Genomic DNA, 26,658 nt, shown 5'->3' on the forward strand with positions numbered 1-26,658 from the left:
GCGCCGAGGCGACCACCAGTAGACCTCAATGCTCACGTTCCGGCCCTTCCGTAGACACCGGGCAGTCGTCGGACAAGCGGCACGAGAGCGCCTCGTGCGCTTGGCACGGCTGCCAAGGACAGGTGGTAGACGACGCCCCAAGCTGCAGTTCCAACTACTAATGCAGAGGTGGGACTGTTCGCGAATTTGTCGGCTGCGATTAGACCGACCGTCGCGGCCATCAGGGCGGCCGCAACAACCGATGCCCCAACGCGCAGCTGCACCCCAGCGGATATGCCGGAAACGCGGCTCGCGCCCAGCCACACCATTGGCCAAGTGAGTGCCATCCCGACCGCGTAGCCAACAGCCACGCCAAGGCTTCCCCATGCACTTCCGCCGACCAGCGCTGCAACCGCGGCGACGCGCGTCAGGAACGAGATCCGCAGGTGCGTCGACGTCGCGGCCTCCGCTAGGAAGACCCAATAGCTAACATATCCAGCGGCCTGAAACATCCCTCCTACGGCGAGGATTTGAAACAATGGCGTCACGCCTGACCAATCCGAGCCGAATACCCATGGAACGACGCAGGGTGCCGCCGAAATTGCCAACCCAAAAGACCCGACGAAGACGTAACAGACGGCGGCCGACGTCTCGTTGACCTTGGCGATATAAGACACCCGATCTGCCCTTGCCACCGACAACAATGGCAAGGCAACAGAGGTCAGCGGCCCCAACCCTTGGGCCAACGGCGCCTGCGTCAACTGTGACGCGCGACTGTAGTAGCCCAACGCCCGCCCCCCTGCAATTGCGCCGACGAGAACACTGTCGATACTTCGCGAGAAGTAGACCATAAGCTGCGTGCCGGACAGCGTCACACCGTAGCGAAGCAGATCTCTCATGCCTGCTTCGCGGCTCGGTAGTCCAGGGATAAACCCCGCCAGAAGCCAGCGAGCCGCGAGCAGAAGCGCCTGTTGGGAGACAAGCTGGACGCCGATCGCCCAGTATCCGAATCCGGACAGCGCTAAGCCGATACCAATCGCCACCGCGGCGACTTGTGCCACCAGATCACTAAGCGAGAGGGCCAGGAACCTCAACTGCCGAGTGAGCGCGGCTTGGAACTGAGTCTGAAATCCGCTGAAGAGGAACTGCAACCCCAAGAAAGACGTTAAGGCAACGAGTCGCCCGTCCCCGTAGAGAAGCGCAACCAAGGGCGAACCGGCAGCGAAGATCACGCACAGGAAGATCCCGACGGCTCCGTTGATCCAGAAGAGGTTATCCCGCTGCTTGACGGTCAACTGCGAGGCTTGAACTGCCGCAGCGAGAAGACCCGACTCACGCAGTACCTCGCCGATTCCCAGTAGAGCCATCGCCATCGCCACTAGGCCGTAGGTCGACGGACCAAGAATGCGCCCCATGACGGCCAGGCCGCCAAACATCACGACTAGGCGCACAGACTGGGTGATCAGTGTCGTGATGGCGCCCCGCGCGGCAGCACCCTTTCGCGCGGAGGTGCCGTTATAGACGGCGTGCGACATCAGCTTTCCTCATCGCTTGCGCGACGCCCTCGGCAAGCGCGCGGCTCACGGCCATGTCCGAGTAGTTTGCCACCGTCCACGTGCTGGCGCGACCCGCCATTGCCAAAGCCAGGTCGTTATCAACTAATAGGCGCCGGATTGCGTCGCGCCACTCTTCGGCCGAGTCCGCGACAATTGTGTGCTCGCCATCTTCGACGCCGGCGCCGACTGCCACGACCGGAGTGACGACCGTCGGAACACCACACTCAAGAGCCTCAATGAACTTGAGTTGCACCCCGGTCGCACTTCTAACGGGAACGATGGCGATCTGCGCCCGGGAGTATTCCTCGGCAATTGACGGGACCCGTCCGGTCACCACGATCCCTGGTCGAGCAGAGAGCGCCTTTACCGCTCTGCTCGGTCTTTCTCCGACCACAACAAGCTCCACGCCAGGGAATTCTCTCGCCAGAGGCGGAAGGACCTGGTCGGCGAACCATGTCACTGCCTCGACGTTAGGTCGATAGCACTGCCGGCCGACAAACACGATCCGACCGGGGGTGGAGTCGCGCGGTCTCACGTCACCAGCGCTTTTGGGGCTACGAACGAGGATGTCGCGGCCGGGATCTTCGACGTCGACCGGAGAGGAATAGAGCACCGCCCCTGCTTGGCCCTCTGCGCGACGCTCCGCGCGTCGCATACGTCGCGCCTCTATGCGACCCAGCGCACGGGCCACGAAGCTTGTAGAAGTTCGCGAGGACAGTTCATAGAATCTGCTTCGGCGCTCGTCGAGGTCGACCATCGTCGCAGTCTCTGCCCCGACCAATGACAGGAACTGCGCGCTCCTCACAACGTTGAAGTAGACAATGTCTGGCGAAAGCTCAGCCAACTCGCGCCGGAGGACCCTCCGGAAGCGGGGGCTCGACGTGTAGGCCTGCTGTAGGGAGCGTTGTGTGAAGACTGCGGCGGCAACCCGCACTACTGCTGCCCACCGAGAGCCGCGCACTGACGTCACGCTGTTGACGAAGTTCAGCCGGTCGAACTCGGCGCCCTCCTCATCGCTCCAAGCGATTCCCACTACGTGCACCTCGTGCCCTTGGGCCTTCAACATCCGCAGCAGTCCTAGACTCCGGGGTCGGACACGACACGGAGCCCAAGGCGTCACAAACAGAATCTTCATCGTTGCATCAGGCTCGCGAGTCGTCGGCCAGCCCGCAACCTGTACTTGATGGCGTACTGCTCGAAGCCAGCCCAATAGAGTCGGCTCTTTCCCGCCCGCTCCGTCGAGGTGCTTTCCACATGCTCGACCTCAACGCCCCCGAGCACGAGCAGCTTAAGGCCGCACGCGGCGACTCGTCGGCAGAGGTCCACGTCCTCGAAGTAGAGAAAGAACGACTCATCGAATCCGCCTGCTTGTTGAAAGACCGTTCCTCTGATTCCCATGCAGAACCCACTCACCCAGGCAAGAGCAACGTCATCGGCAGATGTGACCGACGCCCCATATGCGCCCCACGGAAGCCGGCCGCCCGCGCCTGACAGCACGTAGGACCTGACACGCCTGGGCATCAAATCGTCGACTCTCGTCGCTGCCAGCGCCTCCTTGATGACCGACGGCCGAGATCCACCGGCAATACCCCTCCGTCCATCGGGGTACCGCATCCCGGGCGCGACTGCGCCCACCGACGGATCTGCGAGCCGGTCGCGAATCCTAGAAACTGCCGCCTCGTTGACGAAGCAATCGGGGTTCACGAACAAGAGATTCACGCCCGCAAGGTCGCCCAAAGTATCGACGGCCCGGTTGATTCCCCCACCGAAGCCGTGATTGACCCCATCCCCGAGTCGGCGCACACGAGGATCGCCGAGAGTCGCCTGACACCACGGCTTCCGCGGCGCTGGCGAGTTGTCCCAGACCAGCACCGACTCAACACCCGCCTCCAACAACGCCGTCAGGCACCGGGGCAGCAGTTCCTCCGAGTCGAACGCAACCACGACGGCAACAAGGGGAGTGGGATCGGCGCTCATCGGAGAATCACTCCTGACATCTCCCTCGCGTAGGATGACCACGAGAACCGACTCTCAATGAACGCCTGGCCAATTTCTCCGGCGCGCCTTGCTTCCTGTGGATCCGTAAGCAAATCGATGACGCATCGGGCAAAATCCTCCGCGCTTTCGCCCACCAGCATTCGCGCTCTCATGTCTGGCTCAAACGCAGCGGCACTGGCGTTGTTCAGCACCACAGGAGCCCCCAACGCGAGGGCCGACACAGCCTTAAGCAAGATCCCTGCAGGGGCAAGTGTCGGCGCCATGACCACACGCGAGGCTCGATAGACGTGTACGGGGTCTGGGACATCGGCCTCAATTCGAACGCGAGGATGGTCGCGAAACTCTTCCACCATGGCTCTCGGTGGCCGCGCTCCCGCGATCACGAGATGAGCGTTAGGCGCGCTACCCCACACCTTCGGCATTACCCGTTCAACGAGCCAACGGGCCGCGACCTGATTCGGCTCACGCCATAAAGCCCCCATAAAGCAAACTTGGTTAGGATCCGATTCGGCCAGAGTCCACGGCGATGACGGGATAGTCGTCCCGAGACGCAGGACAGTGCTGTCGACTCCGGATGAAGCCAACAGCTGCTGGTCGGCTTCCGACAAAACGAACACACCGCGGGCGCGGCGCGTCACCTGGGACTCGACCCGCTCGGCGCGCAATTGCTCGATCAGTCGGTAGACCGACTCCTGAGGAGTCCGGGACCAGGCACGTTTTGAGCGCATGAACTCTGCGGTGAGGTCGTGGAGAGTGATCGTGAACGGCCGCTTTGCGCGCATGACGAGTTCGGCAGGCTGGAGGTACTCAGCGTGAAGATGGTCCGGATCGACCCGATCCACTACCGCTAGGGCGGCTCGCGTCATCGCCTTACTCCAGGAATGACGCAGAGCCCAGGGATAGCGACCGACCACCGAGGCCCGCGACGACTCGGCGACCCTGCATGCGTGCACCGTCACGCCGGGCGGTATTGGTGTGGACGCTGCGTTCCCGGTGCTAGGACCGACGACATGAAGATCGAAGTGGTTCGCAAGGCTCCCGTAGTACGCAAACACCAAGTCGTCTGCGGCGTGCCCATGGACACGCCCCGGAAGGTACGGCGTCGCCACAAGCAGTCGCGGCTTGGGCATCAGAGCTCACCCCTCACCATTGTCGCGTTCCACCCTTGACACTCTCAACCACGACAGGGCCGCAAAGGTCCGCGCCCGCCAACATCGACCGGATATCAGCTAGCCGTCGAGATCGGACATCCAAATGAAGATGACTCACTGGAGTTCCTCACTTAGCTCGCCTCGATATCGGCGGGGCTGTACCCGTAACCGTAGCCATAGCCGTAACTCCTGCCCTTGGCCGGAACCTTGTTCAGCACCAGACCAGCAAGGTGCGCGTCGACCTGATCGAGCCGCTCGATCGAGTGCCGCACCTGCTCGCGGGTGACCTTGCCGTGGCTCAGGATCACGAGCGCGCCGTCTGCCTTGGCGGCCAGCAGGGCGGCGTCGGTGACGGGGAGGAGGGGCGGGGCGTCGATGAGGACGATGTCGTACTCCTCGCGGGCGTACGCCAGGAAGTCCTCCATGGCGTTCGACTGGATGAGCTCGGCGGGGTTGGGCGGGATCGGGCCGGAGGCCACGAAGGACAGGCCCGAGTCGTCGTGGGTCTGGACGACGTCGGCCGCCTTGATCCTGCCGACCAGGACGTTGGTGAGGCCCACGGCCTCGTCCATGCCGAGGCGCTTGGCCGCCATCGGGCGGCGCAGGTCCGCCTCGACGAGCAGGGTGCGGTTGCCGCCCTGGGCCAGGCTGAGCGCGAGGTTCACCGCCGTCGAGGTCTTGCCCTCGCCGGGGACCGCGGAGCTGACCACGAACACCTTCTGCGCGCTGTCGACGTCGACGAACTGCAGGTTGGTCCGCAGCACCCGGAACGACTCCGCGCGCGGCGAGTGCGACGGGATCTGGGTGAGCAGCGGTGTCTTCGCGGCCGTGGCGTCGTAGGCGATGGTGCCGAGGGTCGGGGCGTCGGTGATCTCGGCGACGTCGTCGAGCGACTTCACCCGGGTGTCCAGGAGCTCGCGCAGGACCGCAAGACCGAAGCCGAGCATCAGGCCGAGCACGAGACCGAGCGCCAGGTTGCGCTTCGGCTGCGGGGAGACCGGGGTGTCGGAGAACGACGCCGCGTCCACGATCGTCGCCTTGATCGGCGCCTCGGTCTGGCCCGCCGGCGTCTCGAGCTCCCGGACCAGGTCGGTCAGCTGCTCGGCGTACGACTGCGCGATCACCTGGGCCTGATGGGCGTCGGGGTCGGTGACGGTGATCTCCAGGTTGACCGTGTCGAGGACCGCCTCGGCGCTCACCCGGTCGGTCAGCTCCCCCGGCTCCAGCTTGAGGCCGGTGTCGTCGATCACCCGCTGCGCGAGCTCGCGGCTGGTGATCAGGTCGGCGTACGACTTCACCCGCTGCGCGGAGAACTGGCCGCCCTGCAGCAGTTGGGTGTCGTTGGCCTGCGAGGTCGTGACGAACAGGCGCGCGGTCGAGGCGTACTGCGACGTCTGCAGGGCCGTGAACGCGCCCGCCGCCGCCGTCACCGCGACGGTGATCACCAGGATCGACACCCAGCGCCGGCGCAGCACCCGCAGGTAGTCACGCAGCTCCATGGTCGGCACCCGTCTCGTTCGTCGTCCTCATCATCGTCCCCCTGCGCAGGCGCTCGGCAGCGTGCGCGTGCTGTCCTTCCGCTCGATCGTCGGTGTCACGGCCAGGGCGGTGTCCCCCGTCTGGCCCGCCCCGCTCTTCATCTTCCATGCCAGGTCGACCGTCTGGCCCGGCGTCAGCTGCACGTAGGTCATCGCGACCGGGCGGCCGTCCTGGTCGACCTCGACGGCCTCCGATGCCACGCCGTTGAACTCCAGGTCGGAGACCTCGCCCCCGACCGGGCCGAACACGCGCACCGCCAATACCTGGGTGCCCGGCTGCGGGCCGTAGGTGCCGCCGCCCGTGATGTAGTCCGGCAGCGTCGCCGCCTCGGGCGGCGCGACCGACGAGATCCGTGCCTTCGCGCTGTAGGTCTGCGCCGAGCCACGGCAGGCGGTGGCAGAGACGTCGACGTCGTAGCGCAGGTAGTACGACATCTTCGCGCCGGTCATGTCGTTGAGCGTCACCGCCACCTGCGCGTCCTCGGACTCCGGGTCGGTGGCCAGCTCCCCCGCGATCGGCGTCCCCGCCAGCTCCTGCTGCACCGCGTCGTCGAACGCGTGGACCAGGACCCGGCGCTCGTCGGTGGCGCGGCCCAGGGCCTCGAGGACCCCGGTCGGGTTCCCCAGCCCGGAGGTGAACTTCGCGAACGTCGCCGCGGCGACCTCGGCGAAGAACGCGTCCTGACGGGCCGGCTCGGGCAGCCGGAGGTAGGTGGTGTGGAGCAGCTCGTCGACGGCGTTCGCACCGGTGATCTGCACGCCGTCGACGTTCACCGGTCCCGTCGCGTCCAGGAGGTAGCCGATCGCCAACGCGTCGAGCAGCACGACGCCGTCCACCCGCTGCCCCGGGAACTCCCGCTCCCAGCGGGCCTTCAGCAGCGCCGCCGCCCGCGGGGCGTCGGGCGTCATCGTCGCGTTCATCGCGTAGGTGCCGAGCACGTCGCCGTACAGCTCCTGCTCGGCGCCGCTCAACGGCAGCACCGGCGCCGGGGCCTCGCCGAGCGACGAGGCGGCGACATGGCCGCGGAGCTCGAGTCGGCCGTCCGCGGCCTCGACGTACGACACCGCGCCCGCCAGGCCGCCGGTGCCGCGGATCTCGGCGTTGTTCTCGAAGACCAGCAGGTAGCGGCGCGGGCCCTCGGCGCCCAGCATCGTCGGCAGCACCCGGGTCGCGGTCTCGGCCGACCCGAGCGCATCCGACGCCTCGGCGACCTGGTCGCGGAAGTCGGTGAACTGGCGGTGCAGCCGGCCCACGAAGCCCGACGCGTCGACCGCGGTCAGGTCCGCGTCGGCGGCGGCGAACGCGCGGTGCGCACGGGCCACCGGGTCGGCCAGCTCCTCAGCCACCCCGACATCGAGCGCGCCGCCCCGCGGCAACAGCTCCTCGAAGCGGTCCGAGGCACTCACCAGCGGCTCGACGCCGTCGCGGGCGAGATCGGCCAGCACCCGGCTGGTGGTCTCGATCCCGCGGGCGTCGTCGCCCAGGACCGGCACCCTGCCCAGGACCGACCAGGTGAACCCGGAGGTACGGTCGGCAGCCGCCGCGCTCGCCTCGCGCAGAGCGGTCAGCTCACGGTCGAGGCTCGCCGTGTCCCTGGCCTCGACCGCCGCCTGAATCGCGTGCCCGCGCGCCACCGCCTCATCGAGGTCCCGGTTGACCTGCCAGGCGGTCCACCCGCACCACAGCAGGCCGAGCACGGCGACCGCTCCGGCCGCTGCCCCCAGGGCGCGCGGCGTACGCAGCCACGACATTCGACTTCCCTCCCACCGATCCTCGGTCAGACATGACAGAGGGCCCCGGGGCTGCTGCCGCCGGGACCCTCAGCCTTCGTCACGCGTGAAGACGCGTCACTTCACCTTGACCTTGACCGTGGCGGTCGAGCTCTTGTAGATGCCGGACCCGGCGAAGGTGACCTTGCAGGTCCACTTGCCCTTCGCGAGCTTGCCGGTCTTGACGGCGCCCGACGCGTCGAGCGTGCCCTTGGACTTGACCTTCGCCTTGCCGCTGGCCTTGCAGACGACCGTGGCCTGGCCGGTCGGGGTCAGGTTGCCCGACGCCGGGGTGAGGACGATCTTCGCCTTCTTGCCGGGCTTGGCCTTGACAACCGCCGGAGCGGCCACCGCGACCGTGCCCGGGTACGGGTCTGCCTGCGCCGACGGTGCTCCGACCAGGCCGAGCGTCACCAGTGCGGCCACGATCAGGCCGAGAACGAGCTTCTTCATGCGCAATGCCCCCTAAGACATCTCCGGTTCCCCGCACCGGATTCCTCGTCCGAGTGCGAGCGCGGTCCCACTATTACATGGACCTGACCGCAGTTCAGGCAGTTGACACAAGAAGTTAACTTCGGCCCGACAGCTGGAGCCGGTCGGGCAACCTTCCCAGGACGATGTCCTGTCTCAGCGTGCGGGACGGAAGTGCAGCCCGACCTCGGGGTCGACCACTACCTCCTGGGCGGCGGGCAGGCCGTCGACGACGAGCGGGGCGCTCACCTCGGTGTTGCGCTTGAGCAGGGCCAGCGCGATCGGGCCGAGCTCGTGGTGGCGCGCCGACGAGCCGACCACGCCGAGGGGTCTCGATACGCCGCCTCGTTCCTCGGCGGCTACTCGACCATCTCGGACCTCGGCGCCGGGCGCCGGGAGCCGGTTCTCCGAGCCGTCGAGGTGGAGCAGGGTCAGCCGCCGCGGCGGCTTGCCGAGGTTGTGCACCCGGGCCACCGTCTCCTGGCCGCGGTAGCAGCCCTTGTCCAGGTGCACCGCGCCCCACGGCCGGTCGGCGATCCAGCCAACCTCGTTGGGGATGGTCCGCTCGTCGGTGTCGATGCCGAAGCGCGGCTCGCCGCGCTCGATGCGCAGCGCCTCGAAGGCCCACAGGCCCGCGGCCGGACCCGCCGCCGCGGCGTACGACGACAGCTGGTCGCGCGGGACCAGGTCGTAGCGTGCGGGACGAGCTCCGGGGGTTTCGAGGCTCGTCGCTAGCGCTCCTCGCACCTCAACCACCGGAGCAGCACTCGTCGCTAGCGCTCCTCGCACCTCAACCACCGGAGCAGGGCGCCAGGCGACCGCGAGGTCGGCGGTCACGTCGGTGATCTCGACGCGCATCATGAACCTCATCCGCTCCAGGAACCCGATCAGCGCCGCGGCTCGGCCCGGCTCGGTGTGGGCGGTGAAGGCCTCGCCGTCGTCGACGCCGGTGAAGGCGTGCTCGACGTGCCCCTGCGGGGACAGGACGAGCGCGGACACCCAACGGCCGGGCTGGAGGCCCTCGAAGTACTGGGTGGTCAGCGAGTGCAGCCAGGTCAGCCGGTCCGGACCGGCGACGCGGAGCACGTCGCGGTGGGACAGGTCGACGAAGCCCTCGCCGGCCGCGAGAGCCCGCTGCTCGCCGTACAAGCTGCCGTAGTGGGCGGCGACCCCGGCGTCGATGCCCTCACCGGCGACGGCGCCGGGGAGGTCGAGGAGGGGGCTGGTGCGGGTCGGCTGGGTGGTCATGTGAGGTCCCGGTAGTGCTCGAGGAGGCGGGTGAGGGTGCCGAGGGCTGCCTGCATCTCCTCGATGTGCGCCGGGTCGAGCGTGCGGAGCATCTCCTTGATCTCGGTGCTCGACACACCCGAGGTGCGCGGCAGGTACCTCACCTCGCAAACGTCGGACAGCTCGTCGAACTTCCCGGCCCAGTCGTCACCCATCACGAACAGGTCGACGCCGTGCTCGACGATGTCGGCACGCTTCTGGTCCCAGGAACGCTCGGGGATCACCAGGTCGACCCCCTTGATGGCGCCGACGATGGCGGCACGGTCGTCGTAGGAGACGACGGACTTCTTGCCCTTGCCGGCGTTGAACTCGTCGGTGGACACGCCCACGACGAGGCGGTCGCCGAGCCCCGCGAGGCGCTCGATCAGCCGCAGGTGGCCGATGTGGAACAGGTCGAAGGTGCCGTAGGTCAAGACGGTGGTCACGCGGATTCTCCTTCGCAGCGGGCGCAGCGGCCGAAGACGGTGAGGTGGCCGAGGTCCGGGACGAAGCCCCGGCCCGCCAGGACGGCGACGAAGGGCGCGGCCTCCTGCTCGTCGACGGAGATGACGTCGCCGCAGCCGCGGCATACGAGATGGAAGTGCACGTGCCCTCGGGTCGAGTGGTACGTCGGAGCGCGGTCGGAGAGGTGCGCGTGCCGGACCAGGCCCAGCTCCTCGAGCACCTCGAGCGTGCGGTAGACGGTCGAGGCGTTGATGGTGCTCACCGTCTGCTGGACGTGGGCCAGCACCTCGTCGGGGGTGGCGTGGCCGAGGGCGTCGACCGCACCGAGGATCAGCTCACGCTGGGGCGTGAGGCGGTAGCCCTTCTCGCGAAGGGCCGCTCGCCAGTCCTGACTCCCCGACGGGTCCTCAGGCACGCTTGAGCCTCGCCCACAGGTGCGGCTGCAACGGCTGCCCCATGGCGGCCATGTCGAAGGCGTAGAGCAGGTCGCCCTCCACGTTGCCGTAGAGCCGCTTGCCCGCGGTGTACTCCTTGGCCGTCTCGGTGCGCGCGACCGCGTCGGTCGTCCACTCGAGCTTGCCGTTGTCGGCCTCGCCGTGCCAGATCTCGGCGATGCCCGTGTTGTGGGTCAGCAGCATCTCGAAGCGGCCCTCCCCGACACCGCGGATGAACCCGGTCTCGATCGCCGCGTCGCGCACCTTCTGCTTGTCCTCGTCGATGATCCACGAGCGCGCCATGTAGTGGAAGAACGGCCGCCCGTCGTGGGCGAAGATCAGCTCCTGGCCGAACTGGAAGGACTCGATCGTCGGGTAGTCGCCGTGGCCGTTGCCGCGCCAGGTGCCGAGCATCCACGCGATCGGAGCGCAGTTGGGGTGCAGGTTGTCGGGGAGTTCGAAGGCCACGACCGGCCATTCTAGTGCCGCGTAGGCTCTGCCCCATGTCGCGCAGCCTCGTCGTGAAGGTCACCTGCGGAACCGACGAGCCCGAGCGCTGCAACCAGGGGTTCACCGTGGCCGCCGCAGCGGCCGTCTCCGGTGTCCCGATCTCGCTGTGGCTGACCGGCGAGGCCTCCTGGCTGGCCGTCCCCGGCCGCGCCGGCGAGCTCGACCTCCCCCTCGCGACACCGCTCGCGGACCTGCTCGAGGCGGTCCTGGCGACCGGCTCGGTGACGGTGTGCGCCCAGTGCGCGGCACGACGCTCGCTGACGCAGGACGACCTGCTGGCCGGCGTACGGATCGCGGGGGCGCCGGTGTTCGTCGAGGAAGCGCTGGGCGAGGGCGTCCAGGCGCTCGTGTACTGAGAGAGTCCTCCCATGCGTCGCGCCTCCGCCCTGCTCCTGGCGGCCGCCCTCGTCGCGGTCACGCTGAGCGCCTGTGAGAAGTCCAGCAGCTCCGAGCCCGAGTACGTCGCCCTCGGCGACTCCTACACCGCCGGCCCCCTCATCGGCCGGCCCGACGGGCGCAACGGCTGCGTGCGCTCGCACAACAACTACCCCCACCTGCTCGCGAAGAAGGCGGACCTCGACCTCACCGACGTGAGCTGCTCGGGTGCGGCCACCGACGCCGTCGAGGGCGAGCAGCGGGTCCGGGCCCGCTCCATCGCGCCGCAGATCGACGCGGTGAGCAAGGACACCGACCTGGTGACGATCGGCCTGGGCCTCAACGACCTCGGCCTGTCGGTGCGGGTGTTCATCAAGTGCGTGCAGCTCGGCAAGAGCGACCCCACCGGCGCGCCCTGCACCGAGGCCGACCAGGCCGCGGGCGCCAACAGCATCCAGGCGGCCCTCGACCAGATGGCGGACCGGATCGGCGGCGTCGTCGACGTGGTCACCGCCCGGGCGCCCAAGGCCCAGATCGTGCTCGTCGGCTACCCGACGATCTTCCCCGCGGAGGGAACCTGCAGCGAGCTCGCCATCGCGGCGGCCGACGTACCCCTCGTGCAGCACGTGGTCGACAGCATCAACGCCACGATGGCCACCGTCGCCGAGGACCGCGGGGCGACGTACCTCGACACGGCGACACCGAGCAAGGGCCACGACATCTGCGCCGACGACCCGTGGATCGCCGGCACGGCGGCCGCCAAGGGCCGGCGCGGCCTGGCCTGGCACCCGTACGCCGAGGAGCAGGTCATGGTCGCCGACCTGCTCGCCGACCTGGTCACCGACCTGCTCGCCGACCGGGCCTGAGGAGCCGCAACGTGCGCGCCGTACTCCAGCGGGTCAGCTCTGCCTCGGTCGTCGTCGACGGGAAGGTGGTCGGCGCCATCGACGCGCCCGGCCTGCTCGTCTACCTCGGCGTCACCCACGACGACGGCGACGCCGAGGTCGCCTGGATGGCCCGCAAGATCCGCGACCTGCGCATCCTCGACGACGAGCGCTCGGTCGGCGAGACCGGCGGTCCCGTGCTCGTCGTCTCCCAGTTCACCCTGTACGGCGACGCCCGCAAGGGCCGCCGCCCCACCTGGATCGCCGCCGCCCCCGGCCCGGTCAGCGAGCCGCTCTACGAGGCGGTCTGTGCTGCCCTCGCCGCCGCCGGGACCCCCGTGGAGAAGGGTGTCTTCGGCGCCGACATGTTGGTGAGCTCGGTCAACGACGGGCCGTTCACCGTGCTGCTCGAGACCCCCTGATCGTCGTACCGGACATCTGGGTCGCGGAAGAGACCGCATGACGACTCAGATGCCCGGTACGACGAGCCCTGTGGAGAGCCCGCGCAGGGGCCCGGCCGATCAGCAGATCCTCTCCGGATGGACCTTCACCTCACCCGACCTGGCGTCGTGGCGCCGTCGCGCATCGACCTGCGAGGACTGACCGGGCCGACTCCCGGCCAGGCGCGCGGCCGGAGCTGGGTCCGCGTCGGTCCGTCCCTCTACCGGCCGGCAGACGTGGCCGACACGGTCGCCCAGCGGATCGTCGAGGTCGTGGCGGCCATGCCCGAGGGCAGCGCGGCGACGGGATGGGCCGCGCTGCACTGGCAAGAGGCACGCTGGTTCGACGGGCTGGCCGCCGATGGATCGCGGTTGCCGATCCCGGTGGCGGTGGGCGATCGCCACGCGAAGCGTCGATTCGCGGGGGCCAAGGTCTCGGAGGACTGGCTGTTCGCCGGGGACGTCATGCTCGTCGATGGGCTCCCGGTCACGGTGCCGGTGCGATCGGTCACCTACGAGGCCCGCGTGGCTCGCGATGACACCGGCGCGCTGCAGGCCATCGAGATGGCGGCGTACGACGACCTGGCCAGCGTCGCGGAGCTGCAGGCCTACACCGCACGCCTGGTCAGCCGCCCCGGCAAGCGTCGCCTCGAGAAGGCGTTGGAGGTTGCGGACGAGAACGTCTGGTCACCGATGGAGGTCGTGATGCGGCGCTGGTGGCAGGCACGGGTGCCACGGGCGCTGCTGTGCAATCAGCCGATCTTCGACCTGAGCGGCAACCACCTCTTCACACCGGACCTGCTCGACCTCGAGGCCGGCGTCGCGGGCGAGTACGACGGCAAGGTCCACGACACCGGGCCGCGGCGGAGCAAGGATCTCGACCGCGACGAGCTCACCCGACGACTCGGCATCGAGGTCGTCAGGGCGATGGCCGGTCGCGGCGAGGAGTCCCGGTTCCGGCGCCGTCTCCTGGGTGCCTACGAGCGAGCGGACCCCGATCGACCCCGGCCGTGGACCATCGAGCAGCCCGCCTGGTGGGTCGACACGTCAACCGTGGCCCGACGCCGTGCGCTGAGTCCGACCGACCGCGAACGCTGGCTCGGGCATCGTCGTACCGGACAAAACGGTCGTGACGTCGCGTGAATCACGACCCAGATGCCCGGTACGACGATCAGATCAGGCCGTGCGACGAGAAAGACGCAACCCCAGCAGGTACATCTCGCAGCCCAGGCAGAACGCGAAGACGGCGTTGAGGAAGGCGGCGACGAACGCGAACGCGGCGAACACCTGGCCGAGCAGGACCGCGCCGGTCGCGAAGCCGATCGTGGCCACGACGGCGAACACGAGGCCGACGGCCTGGGCGAAGCGCGGCGGAGCCGGGTCCTCGAGGTGGTCCGGCGGCGCGAGGCGCGGACGGACCAGGGAGCGGAACAGCAGGCCCGTGGGCGTCTTGTGTACGCCGAGGCCGGCGCCGATCGCGAAGAGCACCGCCTGGACGCCGGTGATCACGGCGGCCACGCCGGGGGCGGCGTCGGAGAGCAGCAGCGCGACGGCGAACACGACGAGCGTGATGGCTGCGGTGAAGCGCGGGCCGCGCGGGTCGACGCCGGCGACGGCGGGAGCAGTGGTGGTCATCAGGACCCCTGGAGGGCGGGAAGGGCGGCGAGGACCTGCTCGCGGCGCGGGGCCCCGGCAGCCCGGGTGACCTCGTGACCGTGGCGGTCGAGCACCAGCGTGGTCGGCGTACGACGGACGTCGAGTGCGCGGACGAGCTCGAGGTGCTCCTCGGCGTCGATCTCGACATGGGCGACGCCGTCGACCTGGCCGGCGACGTCGGAGAGCACCACCCGGGTGGTGCGGCAGGGAGCGCAGAACGCGCTGGAGAACTGCAGCAGGGTGGCCCGCTCCCCCAGCTCCGCGTCGGGCACGGAGGCGGCGATGCTCGACCACGCGGCGGAGGCGGAGGGGCCGGAGGTTTCGAGGCTCGGCGCTGGGGCGCCTCGCACCTCAACCACCGGTCGGCCATCGGCCACGGAGGCGCCGCGCGCCTCAACCACCGGACGGCCGTCGGCGGAGGCCGCGCCTCGCACCTCGACCACCGGACGGCCGTCGGCGGAGGCCGCGCCTCGCACCTCGACCACCGGGCGGCTTGCCGCCGGGGAGGCGAAGGTGCCGTCGGTGCGGCGGCGGTACAGCCCGAAGCCGACCGCGGCGACCACGGCCAGCACGAGGATGAGGATCCCGGGGTTCACAGTTCTCCTTCAACGACCGGCGGCGGCCCTCGGATTCCGAGAGCCGCCGCCGCGTCTCGATGCGCCCGCTCGTTCCGAGCGGGCTACTCGACGATCGAACGCCCTCAGAGGGTGATGAGGACCTCGGCGACCGAACCGGTCTGCGCCTGCACGAGGCGGTCGACCGGGTCGGCCTTGGGGGCCAGGGTGCGCAGCGTCCACTGGCCGTCGCCGGCGAAGAACCGGAAGTGGCCGGTCGCGGAGGTCGGGACCTCCGCGGTGAACTCGCCGGACTGGTCGAGCAGCCGGACGTAGGCGCTGGCCACCGGGGTGGCGTCGTCGCCGGTGCCGCGCACGACCTGGCCCTGGATCACGGCCTCCTTGGCGACGTTGACCCCGTCAAGCGACAGGCCGCCGACCTTCGCGCCGCACATCAGGCGTCACCGGGCTCGTCGCCGAGCGCGATCGGAACGCCGACGAGGGAGCCGTACTCGGTCCACGAGCCGTCGTAGTTCTTGACGTTCTTCTTGCCGAGGAGCTCCTGCAGCACGAACCAGGTGAGCGAGGAGCGCTCACCGATGCGGCACAGGGCGATGGTGTCCTTGTCCTCGTCGAAGCCGACCTCGTTGTACAGCGCCTGCAGGTCCTCGTCGGACTTGAAGGTGCCGTCGTCGTTGGCGTTCTTGCTCCACGGGACGTTGACCGAGGTCGGGATGTGACCGGCGCGCTGCGACTGCTCCTGCGGGAGGTGGGCCGGGGCGAGCAGGCGACCGGCGTACTCGTCGGGGCTGCGCACGTCGACCAGGTTCTGGGTGCCGATCGCGGCGACGACGTCGTCACGGAAGGCCCGGATGGAGCGGTCCTGCTCCTGGGCGGTGTACGACGTCGCGGCGCGCTGCGGCAGCTCGTCGGTCAGCTCGCGACTGTCGAGCTCCCACTTCTTGCGGCCGCCGTCCATGAGCTTGACGTCCTGGTGGCCGTAGAGCTTGAAGTACCAGTAGGCGTAGGCCGCGAACCAGTTGTTGTTGCCGCCGTAGAGGACGACGGTGTCGTCGTTGGCGACGCCGCGCGAGGACAGCAGGGCCTCGAACTGCTCCTTGTTGACGAAGTCGCGGCGGACCTGGTCCTGGAGGTCGGTGGTCCAGTCGAGCTTGATCGCGCCCTTGATGTGGCCCTTGTCGTAGGCCGTGGTGTCCTCGTCGACCTCGATGATGACGACCTTGTCGGTGTCGAGGTTGTCCTCGACCCACTGGGTGGAGACGAGCGAATTCTCGCGGCTCATGATGATTCCTTACTGGTGTTCGCGTGGTGGATGCGATGGTGCGGTACGACGGACGGTGCTGATGCGGCAGCACGACGAGCGCACAGGACAGCGCCTGGGCGCGCGAGAGCGCCACGGAGGCGACGGGTGAGGTGGCAGAAGGCCGGACTCAGAAACCCGTCAGCAGGGTCGACACAGCGCCGAGCTGACGCGGCAGTTGTCCACCGCGCGCCGCTTGGTCAGCAGCAGGGTCGTCGACATGAGGAAGAGACTAGGCGGCTTTCCCGGATCCACGAACTCGAACGCCCAAATGATGAGACGCGTGTTCAAATAATGAGACCGCCGCCCGGCGGGACCCCGCGGGCCCGCCGGGCGGCGGTCGTCAGATGGCGTGCCCGGTCAGCGCTTGCGGACCGTGAACACCGCCTTGTCCGCCGCGTGCGAGGCGCTTCCGGCGTACGTCGCCCGGACCTTCCAGGTCCCCCGGCGCAGGCTCCGCGGAGCCGTGCAGGTGGCGACACCGTCACGGATCGTCGCGGTGCACAGCACCCGACCGCCGCTGCGGAACACGACCTGGCCGCTCACCCCGGCGCCGACGGTCGCCCGCAGGACGACCCGCTTGCCCGGCGCCAGCGAGGACTTCTTCGCCTTGGCCTTGAGACCCGGGTCGGCCTTCGCCGCCTGGTCGGCCACCTTCAGCACGAAGGTGCGCTGCGCCGGCTGGTGGCCCGCGTCGCCGACGTAGTCCGCGACGACCACGTAGTCACCCGGCGGCGGCAGGGTCCGCACGGTGCACGACGCGGTGCCGTTGACGGCCATCGCCTCGCACAGCGTCTCCTCGCCCTCGAGGAAACGGACCAGACCGGTGGCCGAGGACGGCCCGATCTTCGCGGTCAGGGTCGGCTGCTGGCCGAAGGTGACCGAGGTGTTCGCCACGGTCACCGTCGCGGCCGCGCGGCTGTCGGCCGCCTTGACCACGTGGACCACCCGCGAGGCGATCGCCTGATTGCCGTTCTTGTCGGTCACCAGGTAGGTCAGCGGGTAGCTGCCGGCCTTCGTGGTGTCGACCGCACCGACGAACCCGACCGCGGCGGTGAGGTCACCGTCGGTGTCGTCGCTCGCGCTCACGCCGGCCTTCGGGTCGAAGGCCTCGCCGACGCTCAGCGTGGTCTCGGCCGGCACCGTGATGGTGGGCGCGTTCGTGTCGGTGCCGGCGGCCGTCGCCCGGAACACCGTGCCGAACTGGCGCAGCGAACCGATCCGAACGCCCGACTCGGTACGGCTCTCGGCCGTCCACGCGTAGACGTCGCCTGCCTTCAGGCCCTGCCACTCCACGCTCGCCGGCCAGCCCGACTTCGCGGTCTGGACGCCGATCACCTCGCTCGTCGGGGTGACCACGGTCAGCCCGTCGGTGGCGAAGGTCGTGGTGCGGCTGGACAGGTCGACCGGCAGGGTCAGGTTGTCCTCGGCACCGTTGTAGCGCTTGCGGTCGTCGTACTCGGTCGCACCGAAGTTCTTGAAGTGCGGCGAGTAGGTGTCGATGCTGACCTCGGAGCGGTCCACGTCGAACTGCAGGAGCCGCATCCAGCTGGCCCCGAACTGCAGCAGGTCGGTGGCCTTGTGGTCGGTGGCGCCGTCGCCGTCGAGGTCGATGTTGCCGGCACCGTCGACCTTGTCGGGCCACAGCTCGCTCGCGGGCACCTTGTAGAACTGGTAGTCCGCCAGCAGCTCGACCACGTTGTGCTTCACCGTCGCGCTGGCACCCGTCTTCAGGTTGGTCCCGACGCCGTGCTCGTGGCCGGCGAGGATCAAGAAGACGTTCGGGTTGGCCGTGACGACCTCGTTGTAGAGCTTCGAGCCGTCACCGGAGAAGCTCGCACCGCGGCCGTCCTTCGCCGTCGACGGCGCGAGGTAGGCGTGGGTGAGCAGGATCCCGTTGCGGTCGGGGTAGCGGGCGAACACCGAGCTCGCCCAGTCGGCCTCGGCCTGCGTCACGCCGTAGGACAGGCCCACCGCGACGAAGTCGAGACCGCCGGCCGAGAACAGGGCGTAGTTGTTCTGGTTGTCCTGTCCCGGGGTGCTGACCGCACCCTGGGCGTCGGTCGTCTCGTCCCAGGCGTGGTACGACGCACCGGCCGGCCACGACTGCGCAGCGCTGTAGTAGCGGCTCGGCCCGTAGTACTGGTTGAACCGCGACGTCGGACCGGTCTCGTTGCCCAGCTGGTTGTCGTGGTTGCCCGCGATCACCTGGTTGGGCACGCCCGAGCCGTCGAGGGTGGCCTGCGCGTCGGAGGTGAACTGGAACTCCCGGGTGACCTGGGCGTCGAGGCCCGGGTAGAGCAGCTGGCCGGTGCCGTTGGTCGCCAGCGGGTTGTAGTAGTCGTTCTCGATCACGTCACCGGTGTGTCCGGCCCACTTGATCTTGCGGGCCTCCGCCTGATCGGCGATCCAGTCGGTCGTCGCCCGGTAGGCCTTGGCCCAGATCGCCTGCTCCTCGGCCTTCATCAGGTCCGTGGACTCGGCCTTGCCGTCCCAGTCGTCGTAGGTGCCGCCGGCGGCACCCTCGGCGAGGTACTGGGTGTCGGTGAAGTGGGCCAGCGAGAAGTCGTAGTCCTCCGGCTTCTCGAAGGAGTCCTTGTCCTTGGTGGCGCTCTCGTCACGCGGGGAGAGGTCGTCGGCGAAGGGGTCGGTGCCGAGCACCAGCAGGTGCACGGTGCCGCCGTCGATCATCGCGGGCTTGACCGCGGCGTTGAGGACGGTGTCGCCGTCACGGACGCCGCGCGCCGTGGCGAGCTCGACCCACGCCGACGTCTCGGTGTTCCAGGCCCGCAGGGTGACCGACCGCTCGGGGTCGACGATGCCCTTCCAGACGACCTGCTGACCGGCCACGGCCGGGCCGACCTGGACGTCGAAGCGCTGGAAGGGGAGGTCGCCGCTGGACGGGCTGGCCTTCCGCTCGTCGTCGTCGGGGACGAGACGACCGGTGATCGGCTGCCCGCCCTCGTGCTCGAACTCGAGCGTCGTCGGGACCTGCTTCACCACGCCCTGCACGCCGCCGTCCGCGACGGTCGCGGTCGCCTTGCGGAAGGTGGTGGTGACGTCGCTGCCGTCGGGGCTGGTCGCGATCGCGGACAGCCGGACGACGCCCTTGCCCTCACCGGAGCCGGTGCCGCCGCCCGTGGCGATGGTGTCGGACTCGAAGGGGACCTCGAAGCGCAGCTCCTTGCCGAACACGTCGACCGCCGTGATGGCGAGCGTGTGCGCGCCGGCCTGGAGGCCGGGGCCGACCAGGTCGCCCTCCGCGACGGGCTTGCCGTCGAGCAGGTAGGTCCACGCGCTGGCGTTGTCCTGGTGCGCGATGTCGAGGTCGAGCTCGACCGGCTCGGTGAGGTGCGCGCCGGGAGCCGGCACGGAGCTGGTCAGGGCGACCCCGGCGTTCGGGTAGTCGCCGAAGGCCGCGATGTCGAGCGCGCGGATCTCGGAGTCGCTCAGCGCCCGGCTGTAGATGCGGGCGTTGGCCACCTTGCCCTTGGTGTAGAACTGGGCGGCCGCGTTGGGGCCGGAGTCGCCGCCGACGGTCCAGGCACGGGCGGTGTCCTTGGGCAGGGTCAGCTTGCCGGTGGCCGGCGTGGTCGCGGCGAGCACGCCGTCGACGTACAGCTTGATCTCGGTGCCGTTCCACACGCCGACGACGTGGTACCAGCGGTTCGGGGCGATGGTGGCGCGGGCGGTCTTGTAGCCGCCGCCGATGTGCGCCATCAGGCCGACCTTGTCGTCGTTGATGTAGATCGAGTAGCCGCCGGACTCCTTGCCGGAGCAGATCGACGCCTCGGCGCTGGGCGGCAGCGCGCCGTCGTAGCGGAAGGTGCACTCGATGCTGACGGCAGCCGAGATCTCGCCCCAGTGCGGGGCGAGGTCGTAGCCGTAGGCGTCGTCGCCGCTGAGGGACACGACATCACGCTCGAGCGCGCTGTCGCGGCCGATGCTCGGGTCGCCGAAGGTCTTGATCGCGAGGTCGCGGACGCGCTCCTTGGGCGTGCCGTCGGCGAAGTCGACGTCGAGGACGTCGGCCGCCGGGACGGCGATCTTGGTGTCCCACTGCGCTGCCAGGGCCTTCACCTCGTCGGCGGTGACCGCACGGGAGAAGACGCCGGAGCCGGCGAAGGTGCTCGGCGGGGCCGGCTGGCCGATGCCGGTCGGGCTGGCGTCGGCGCCGACGACGAACCGGCGGGAGGTCGCCACCGGGAAGGTGAGGGCACCGGTGGCCGCGGTCGTCTGGGCCAGCTGGCCGTTGACGTAGAGCTTGATCTGGCTGCCGTCCCAGGTCGCGACCGCGTGGTACCAGCGGTTGCCCTCGATCGGCGTGAGCGCGCTCTTGTAGCCGCCGCCGACGTGGGCCATGAAGCCCAGGTTCTCGCCGTTGACGTACATCGAGATGCCCCCGGCCTCCTTGTCGGAGCACAGGTCCTTCTCGCCGTTCACGGGCAGCGCGGTGTCGATCCGGAACACGCACTCGACGCTGACGCCGGTCGTGAGCTTGCTCCACTGGTCCTCGAACGCGAAGCCGACCGCGTCGTCGACGCCGTCGACGGTCATCACCGGGCCCTGCTTGGCGTCGGTGCCGTACGTCGGGGCGCCGTAGGGGATCGGCGCCAGGGACTGGGCGGCGTCGGTGGGGACACCGCCCGGGAAGGCGACGTCGAGGACGTCGGGGGTCGGCGCCGGTTCGGCGGCCGCTGCTGCCGGGGCCTCCGGCACCAGGCTCGGGGCCGCGGGAGCGGCAGCCTGGCTCGGGGTGGCCAACAGGCCACCCGAGGCGACGGCCACGGCGACCACGGGGGTCGCGAGCAGCCGGAGCCTGCGCATCGGTCGTGCGGGCACGACGAGTCTCCTCAAGGGTTGGGGGTGATGGGAGTTGCCTGCCGCCGGCGCCGGACCACGAGGGTCCCGGCGACGACGACGAGGAGCACGGCGCCGAGAACACCGCCGATCTGGAGGGCAGCGCTGGCGCCGGTGCTGGCACCGGTGCTGCTGCCGGGGGTGGCGCCGGTCGCGGCGCCGAGGGCCCAGTCGTGGACGGGCGCATCGGCGCCGTACACCTGGTGCTGGCCGTCAGGACCGGTCGCGAGGGCGCGGTACGCCGGGTGCAGGTCGGTCAGCGTGCTCACCGTGACGGTGGCGCTCGCCACGGGCTGCGAGCAGGTGAACACCAGGTCGGCGCCGTCGGTGATCAGGTCGCCCGAGGCGTCCACGCGGCCGTCGCACGACTGGCCGCCGGCGGCCACCTCGACGTGCTCGAGCAGGTAGGAGTGCACCTCGGGGGCCTGCTGGACGAGGGCGGCGTCGCCCTCGTCGTAGTCGATGGCGCCGTCGAGCATCACCCGGTCCTCGGGCAGCACGCCGAGGTGGATGCCCAGCAGGGTGAGGTCGTCGGCGGCCCCGACCTTCCAGGTCACGTGGACCATCGCGGGGTCGGTCGGGTCCGCGGCGACCTCGACGGTCTGCGGGTCGCCGAAGGGGTGGGCAGCGATCGAGCGGGTCATGTCGCCGCCACCAGCTGACCGACGGCGGTGGTGGTGACGACGCAGCCGATCACGGTGATGCTGGCCGCGGCCAGCACGGGCGCGACCCGGGTCGCGGCGGTGACCAGGGCCCGCGACTCCGCGGCCCGGACCACGACGCTGCGCCCGGCCAGGGCGAGCAGTCCGACCGCGAACAGCACCGTCGCCAGGCCCAGGCCGAAGGTGATCACGAGCAGCAGCGCGAACCCGGCGCGGCCGGTGAAGAGGCCGGTGACCAGCACCAGGAACGCCGCCGGTGACGGGGTGAGGCCGCCGGACATGCCGAGGAGGGCCAGGCCGGGGCGGCTCACCCCAGCCGGTTCGTGGCCGTGCCCGTGCCCGTGGCCATGCCCGTGGCCGTGGCCATGCCCGTGGCCGTGGCCATGGCCATGGCCGCCGGCGCGGAGGTGGCGGCGGAACAGCCAGACGCCGACCCCGATGACCATCAGCCCGGCGACCAGCTGCAGGCCGCTGGTCAGCTGCCCGAGGGAGACCAGGTCCGAGAGCGAGAGGAAGGTCCAGGCCACCGCGACGACGAGCACCGACACGGTGTGCATGACCGCGACAGAGGCCCCGAGCCACGCGGCGTCGCGCACCTTGCCGTCGGCGCCGACCAGGTACGCCGCCGCGAGGCTCTTGCCGTGGCCGGGACCGACGGCGTGCGCGGCGCCGGTCGCGAAGGCGAGCAGGAAGGCCACCGGCACGAAGCCGGGCGACTCGACCAGGTCGACCAGGCGGTCATCGAGGGAGGAGGCGAGCACGACGTCGGCCGAGCGCGCCAACCAAGCGGTGTGGGGCACGGGCAGCCATGCTCGCCATGCCGGATGACCTCAGCGCTGATGGTCCGTGGCCCCGGGATGACTCGAAGGTAAAGAAAAGGGGTGAGACCTCACCATTTCATCGGGTGCGGCAGGCGGAGCTGGCCGTGGCGTTCGAGCTGCCCGGCGCCACACCCGGCGACATCTCCAGTCGCGGGTCGGCGCTCTCCCCCTTCGCCGTCCGCAGCAGGACGTCGACCGTCCGGGACTGGCCGGGGTCGAGCAGCAGGCCGATCGTCGCGACCTCGCGGCCGGCGTACGTCGTCACGGTGGGGTCGCCCGCGGACTGTCCGTCGATCGTGACCTCCTCGACGCTGCCGCCGACCGGAGCGCTGACGTAGACGACGAGCAGCTGCTGCCCCGGGTCGGTCCGGTTGCCGGGGAAGAACTCGCCGGTGATCGCGTCGGGCAGCTCGTCGGCGCGCGGCGGCGTCGCGTTGGTGAACGTGAGGGTGGTGCCGAGCTCCTGGCGCCCGCCGGCGCAGGAGCGGGAGAACAGCTGGGCCCGCTGCCGCAGGTAGTACTGCATCTTGGTCGGGCCCGCGTCGTTGACGTAGACGCCCACGACCGGTGGGGTCTCGGCGCGGTCGACGAACTCCCCCGCGATCGGGGTGCCGGCGATCTCCCGCTGCGCCACGTCGGAGAAGAAGTGCATCCGCACCCGGCCCTCGTCGACGCCGGCGACGAGCGCGCGGATCACGTCGGCCGGACTGCCGTAGCCGTCAGAGAAGACGTCGAAGACCGCCTTGGCCACGGCCTCCTGGTAGTCGCTCTGCGCCTCGGTGCCGGCGGTGAGCGCGTAGATCTCGTTCTCGACCCGGCTGACCACGTTGGCCGCGCTGACCGGGGCGTACCCGGCCACCGGCACCGGGCCGATCGCACGCAGGAGGTAGGAGACCACCACCGGGTCGACGTACAGGACCCCGTCGAGGCGCTGCCCGCGGACCTGCTCCCAGCGGGCGCGGATCAGGTCGGAGGCGCGCGGGAAGTCGGGCGTCATGGTGGCGTCGACGCCCACCGTGCCGAGGATCTCGCCGAACAGCTTCCGCTCCTCGTCGCTGAGCGGCAGCACCGGGCGGCCCGGGGTCGCGCCGAGCTCGGCCATGTCGACCTGCTCGGTGATCTCGACCTTACCGTCCCGCGCGTGGATGAGGGACAGCGAACCCGGGAGACCGCCGCTGCTGCGCGACTCGGCGTTGTTCTGCAAGACCATCAGGTAGTTGCGGGCGTCGCCCTGGCCGAGCATGCGGGGCATCAGCCGGGAGGCGCGATAGGTCGACTGCAAGGTGCCGCGCGCGTCGTCGACGAGAGCCTCCAGGCTGTCGAACGCCGTACCGATCGGGCCGAGGAAGCCGGAGGAGTCGACCTCCGCCAGCCGGGCGCCGGCCGCGTCGAACGCCTTCTCACTGCGCGCCGCCGGCTCCTCGAGGGCCGCGATCCGCTCCAGCGGGAACGTGTGGGCGACCGGCCGGAAGCTGCCGGCCGTCACCTCGTCCGCCGCGTCGGCCACCGGCGTCAGCCCGTCCCGCCCGAGGTCTGCCAGCACCTCGGCGACCGTCGCGACACCCTCGGCGTCGTCACCGAGCAGCGGGACGGCACCGAACACCGACCAGGTCACGCCGTGGGTGGTGTCGTCCGCGGCATCGGCCGCCTCCTGGTACCTCTCGAGCGCGGCGCGGGCACCGACCGCGTCGCCCCGCACCAGCGCCGCGCGCATCACGCGCGCCTGGCTCTCGACCTCCTTGAGGTCCCGGCCGGCACCGAGCACGACCCACAGCGACCACAAGAACGCGACCAGCACGACGGCACCGACCACGATCGCGAGCGTCCAGCGAGGGTGGTCCTGACGAAACCGGCGTACCTGCCGCTGCAGCCGCCGGAAGCCGCGAGACCGGCGCCGACGCCGGATCTCGGGCGACATGCCCGGGAGACTAGCAGCGCACGATTGGTCGCCATGGGACAGTGACCATCGACCGTCCGGCCCGTTGGGGTACTGGAGCGTGGCCTAGGATCGGCAATCGGTCGGGTCGGGACGTATGTCACAAGTAAGGGACGGGACTTGGACTTCAAGCAGTTTCTGACGGTGCTCCGGCGCCGTTGGACGAGCATCGTGACGATCATCCTGCTCGCACTCGGGGTCAGCGCTGCGATCACGTTCACGCGCACGCCGATGTACGAGTCGAAGACGCAGATCTTCCTCACCGTCGACGTCCGGGACACGACCGACGCGTACGCCGCGCTGCTCTTCGCGTCGAACCGCGCCGCGTCGTACGCCACCGTCGTGAAGAGCACCGAGCTCGCCGAACGGGTCATCGACCAGCTCGACCTGGACATGACGCCGGAGCAGCTCGCCTCCCGGATCGACGCGGAGGTCGTGGAGAGCACCTCGCTCATCCAGATCACCGTCAAGGACGAGAACCCGCGGGACGCGCAGACCATCGCCGACGTCACCACCGAGGAGTTCACCAGCTACGTCGCGGGACTCGAGACGCCCGGCGGCAGCACCGACGAGTCGCAGATCCGTGCGCAGATCACCGACAAGGCGTCGTACAACGCCAGCCAGGTGAGCCCCGACGTCGTCCTCAACCTCGTGGTCGCCGCCCTGATCGGCATCCTGCTCGGCATCGGCCTCGCCGTCGCCCGGGAGATCCTGGACCGCACCATCCGCACCGCCGACCACGTCGCCGAGCTCACCGAGTCGCCGGTGCTCGCCAGCATCGGCTTCGACGGCGACATCCGCTCCGCGCCGCTGCTCACCGACCTCGGTGGCTTCGCGGCCCGGACCGAGGCGTTCCGCTTGCTGCGCACGAACCTGCAGTTCATCGACCTCGACCACCAGCCGCGCTGCCTGGTGATCACCAGCGCCGTGCCCGGCGAGGGCAAGACGATGACCTCGACCAACCTCGCGGTCGCCCTCGCCCAGACCGGCCGCAACACGCTGATCATCGACGCCGACCTCCGCCGCCCGCGCGTCGCCAGCACCCTCGGCCTCGACCCGGCGATCGGCCTCACCACCGCCCTGGTCGGCAAGACCGAGATCCACGACGCGATCCAGGTCCACGAGGCCAGCGGCCTGCACGTCCTCGCCAGCGGCGCCAAGCCGCCGAACCCGACCGAGATCCTGCAGTCGAAGATCACCCACGACCTGATCCGGCGGCTGCGGTCGTCGTACGACATGGTCATCATCGACGCCCCGCCGCTGCTCCCCGTCGCCGACGCGTCGGTGCTGGCCAAGCTCGCGGACGGCGTGATCATCGTCGTCCGGCACGCGAAGACGACCAAGGACCAGGTCAACGAGGCCATCAACCGTCTCAACCAGGTCGGCGCCCGCCTCTACGGCGTCGTGGTCAACATGGTCGCCAAGCGCGCCATCGGCTCGTATTACTACTACTACTACGAGGAGACCAGCCCGTCTGGTCGCTCGGGCAAGTCCGACGCGAAGGCGCCGGCCGGCTCCGGACGCCGCCGGGCCTGAGGCCCACCACCGCACAACGGCACGAGCCGCCGGGGACCTGGTCCCCGGCGGCTCGTTCGTTCTGTCGGTGCCAACCGGTGGTTGAGGTTCGAGGCCGCCCGCGGCCGAGCCGTGCCGGTGGTTGAGGTGCGAGGCCGCCCGCGGCCGAGCCGTGCCGGTGGTTGAGGTGCGAGGCCGCCCGCGGCCGAGCCTCGAAACCACCCACCCCGACCCCGCGAAGCCACCATGACCAGGTACCGGCAGCACCCCCAGAGGTTTCGAGGCTCCTCGCTAGCGCTCGTCACACCTCAACCACCGGGGAGCCCAACCGGTGGTTGAGGTGCGAGGCCGCCCGCGGCCGAGCCGTGCCGGTGGTTGAGGTGCGAGGCCGCCCGCGGCCGAGCCTCGAAACCACCCACCCCGACTCCGCGAGGCTCCCATGCCCGCCACCCAGCAGCGGGCCCGGTGGTTTCGAGGCTCCTCGCTAGCGCTCGTC

Annotated in this window: 25 protein-coding genes; 5 read left to right on the forward strand and 20 right to left on the reverse strand. The window is 69.8% G+C overall.

The window, feature by feature from the left end; all coding sequences use genetic code 11:
* Positions 1–32: 32 nt before the first annotated feature.
* From KU893_RS03630 to KU893_RS03680, 11 genes are all read right to left on the reverse strand, one after another.
* Positions 33–1,514: a lipopolysaccharide biosynthesis protein gene (locus KU893_RS03630; RefSeq protein ID WP_218232955.1), complete on the reverse strand. Its 1,482-nt coding sequence runs from the start codon at positions 1,512–1,514 to the stop codon at positions 33–35.
* The gene (locus KU893_RS03635; protein ID WP_218232956.1) at positions 1,495–2,601 is read right to left on the reverse strand and encodes a glycosyltransferase; all 1,107 of its coding nucleotides are present in this window, start codon (positions 2,599–2,601) and stop codon (positions 1,495–1,497) included. Before KU893_RS03635 ends, KU893_RS03630 begins: the two co-directional genes overlap by 20 nt.
* Before the next feature lie 65 nt (positions 2,602–2,666).
* On the reverse strand, positions 2,667–3,512 hold the full coding sequence (locus KU893_RS03640) for a glycosyltransferase family 2 protein (RefSeq protein WP_218232957.1): 846 nt from the start codon (positions 3,510–3,512) through the stop codon (positions 2,667–2,669).
* Complete coding sequence (locus KU893_RS03645; protein ID WP_218232958.1) at positions 3,509–4,663, reverse strand: glycosyltransferase family 4 protein; 1,155 nt, start codon at positions 4,661–4,663, stop codon at positions 3,509–3,511. The genes KU893_RS03640 and KU893_RS03645 overlap by 4 nt, the downstream gene beginning before the upstream one ends.
* 152 nt (positions 4,664–4,815) lie before the next feature.
* The gene (locus KU893_RS03650) at positions 4,816–6,183 is read right to left on the reverse strand and encodes a tyrosine-protein kinase domain-containing protein (protein WP_218232959.1); all 1,368 of its coding nucleotides are present in this window, start codon (positions 6,181–6,183) and stop codon (positions 4,816–4,818) included.
* 30 nt (positions 6,184–6,213) lie between these two features.
* Positions 6,214–7,974 carry a DUF4012 domain-containing protein gene (locus KU893_RS03655; protein WP_218232960.1) on the reverse strand — a complete coding sequence of 587 codons (1,761 nt, stop codon included), beginning with the start codon at positions 7,972–7,974 and terminating at the stop codon, positions 6,214–6,216.
* 96 nt (positions 7,975–8,070) lie between these two features.
* The gene (locus KU893_RS03660; RefSeq protein WP_218232961.1) at positions 8,071–8,445 is read right to left on the reverse strand and encodes a hypothetical protein; all 375 of its coding nucleotides are present in this window, start codon (positions 8,443–8,445) and stop codon (positions 8,071–8,073) included.
* A gap of 174 nt (positions 8,446–8,619) precedes the next feature.
* Positions 8,620–9,711 (reverse strand): CAF17-like 4Fe-4S cluster assembly/insertion protein YgfZ, encoded by a 1,092-nt coding sequence (gene ygfZ / locus KU893_RS03665; RefSeq protein WP_218232962.1) that lies wholly within the window; start codon positions 9,709–9,711, stop codon positions 8,620–8,622.
* On the reverse strand, positions 9,708–10,175 hold the full coding sequence (locus KU893_RS03670) for an adenylyltransferase/cytidyltransferase family protein (protein WP_218232963.1): 468 nt from the start codon (positions 10,173–10,175) through the stop codon (positions 9,708–9,710). Before KU893_RS03670 ends, ygfZ begins: the two co-directional genes overlap by 4 nt.
* Entirely contained in the window at positions 10,172–10,609 is a 438-nt protein-coding gene (locus KU893_RS03675; RefSeq protein ID WP_218232964.1) for a Fur family transcriptional regulator, read from the reverse strand. Before KU893_RS03675 ends, KU893_RS03670 begins: the two co-directional genes overlap by 4 nt.
* Complete coding sequence (locus KU893_RS03680) at positions 10,602–11,096, reverse strand: heme-binding beta-barrel domain-containing protein (protein WP_218232965.1); 495 nt, start codon at positions 11,094–11,096, stop codon at positions 10,602–10,604. Before KU893_RS03680 ends, KU893_RS03675 begins: the two co-directional genes overlap by 8 nt.
* Before the next feature lie 35 nt (positions 11,097–11,131).
* Here KU893_RS03680 and KU893_RS03685 point away from each other — a divergent pair, with 35 nt between their 5' ends.
* The 4 genes from KU893_RS03685 (at position 11,132) to KU893_RS03700 (ending at position 13,980) form a co-directional block, all read left to right on the forward strand.
* A complete protein-coding gene (locus tag KU893_RS03685; protein ID WP_218232966.1) occupies positions 11,132–11,494 on the forward strand; it encodes a DsrE family protein in 363 nt (120 codons plus the stop codon).
* Positions 11,495–11,506: 12 nt separating this feature from the next.
* Positions 11,507–12,379 carry an SGNH/GDSL hydrolase family protein gene (locus tag KU893_RS03690; RefSeq protein WP_218232967.1) on the forward strand — a complete coding sequence of 291 codons (873 nt, stop codon included), beginning with the start codon at positions 11,507–11,509 and terminating at the stop codon, positions 12,377–12,379.
* An 11-nt stretch (positions 12,380–12,390) separates the two neighbouring features.
* Complete coding sequence (dtd, locus tag KU893_RS03695; RefSeq protein ID WP_218232968.1) at positions 12,391–12,819, forward strand: D-aminoacyl-tRNA deacylase; 429 nt, start codon at positions 12,391–12,393, stop codon at positions 12,817–12,819.
* Between the two features lie 117 nt (positions 12,820–12,936).
* On the forward strand, positions 12,937–13,980 hold the full coding sequence (locus tag KU893_RS03700; protein ID WP_218232969.1) for a putative endonuclease domain-containing protein: 1,044 nt from the start codon (positions 12,937–12,939) through the stop codon (positions 13,978–13,980).
* 33 nt (positions 13,981–14,013) lie between these two features.
* On the opposite strand, the gene KU893_RS03705 is transcribed toward KU893_RS03700, so the two are convergent.
* From KU893_RS03705 to KU893_RS03740, 9 genes are all read right to left on the reverse strand, one after another.
* Positions 14,014–14,472 (reverse strand): DUF4395 domain-containing protein, encoded by a 459-nt coding sequence (locus KU893_RS03705; protein WP_218232970.1) that lies wholly within the window; start codon positions 14,470–14,472, stop codon positions 14,014–14,016.
* Positions 14,472–15,089, reverse strand: a complete 618-nt coding sequence (locus KU893_RS03710) for a TlpA family protein disulfide reductase (RefSeq protein ID WP_218232971.1) — start codon at positions 15,087–15,089, stop codon at positions 14,472–14,474. The genes KU893_RS03705 and KU893_RS03710 overlap by 1 nt, the downstream gene beginning before the upstream one ends.
* A gap of 104 nt (positions 15,090–15,193) precedes the next feature.
* Positions 15,194–15,502: a DUF1416 domain-containing protein gene (locus tag KU893_RS03715; protein ID WP_218232972.1), complete on the reverse strand. Its 309-nt coding sequence runs from the start codon at positions 15,500–15,502 to the stop codon at positions 15,194–15,196.
* Complete coding sequence (locus KU893_RS03720; RefSeq protein WP_218232973.1) at positions 15,502–16,350, reverse strand: sulfurtransferase; 849 nt, start codon at positions 16,348–16,350, stop codon at positions 15,502–15,504. Before KU893_RS03720 ends, KU893_RS03715 begins: the two co-directional genes overlap by 1 nt.
* Before the next feature lie 159 nt (positions 16,351–16,509).
* Positions 16,510–16,590, reverse strand: a complete 81-nt coding sequence (locus KU893_RS23765; RefSeq protein WP_372449664.1) for a putative leader peptide — start codon at positions 16,588–16,590, stop codon at positions 16,510–16,512.
* A gap of 138 nt (positions 16,591–16,728) precedes the next feature.
* Positions 16,729–21,210: a LamG-like jellyroll fold domain-containing protein gene (locus tag KU893_RS03725; RefSeq protein ID WP_218232974.1), complete on the reverse strand. Its 4,482-nt coding sequence runs from the start codon at positions 21,208–21,210 to the stop codon at positions 16,729–16,731.
* 11 nt (positions 21,211–21,221) lie between these two features.
* The gene (locus KU893_RS03730; RefSeq protein WP_218232975.1) at positions 21,222–21,872 is read right to left on the reverse strand and encodes a hypothetical protein; all 651 of its coding nucleotides are present in this window, start codon (positions 21,870–21,872) and stop codon (positions 21,222–21,224) included.
* Complete coding sequence (locus tag KU893_RS03735) at positions 21,869–22,690, reverse strand: HoxN/HupN/NixA family nickel/cobalt transporter (protein WP_257440847.1); 822 nt, start codon at positions 22,688–22,690, stop codon at positions 21,869–21,871. Before KU893_RS03735 ends, KU893_RS03730 begins: the two co-directional genes overlap by 4 nt.
* Positions 22,691–22,787: 97 nt before the next feature.
* Complete coding sequence (locus tag KU893_RS03740) at positions 22,788–24,629, reverse strand: DUF4012 domain-containing protein (RefSeq protein ID WP_218232976.1); 1,842 nt, start codon at positions 24,627–24,629, stop codon at positions 22,788–22,790.
* 138 nt (positions 24,630–24,767) lie between these two features.
* On the opposite strand from KU893_RS03740, the gene KU893_RS03745 reads away from it, so the two are divergent.
* Positions 24,768–26,183 (forward strand): tyrosine-protein kinase domain-containing protein, encoded by a 1,416-nt coding sequence (locus KU893_RS03745; protein WP_218232977.1) that lies wholly within the window; start codon positions 24,768–24,770, stop codon positions 26,181–26,183.
* Positions 26,184–26,658 lie beyond the last annotated feature (475 nt).

Source organism: Nocardioides daeguensis, from assembly GCF_019192965.1.
Taxonomy (GTDB): Bacteria; Actinomycetota; Actinomycetes; order Propionibacteriales; family Nocardioidaceae; genus Nocardioides; species Nocardioides daeguensis.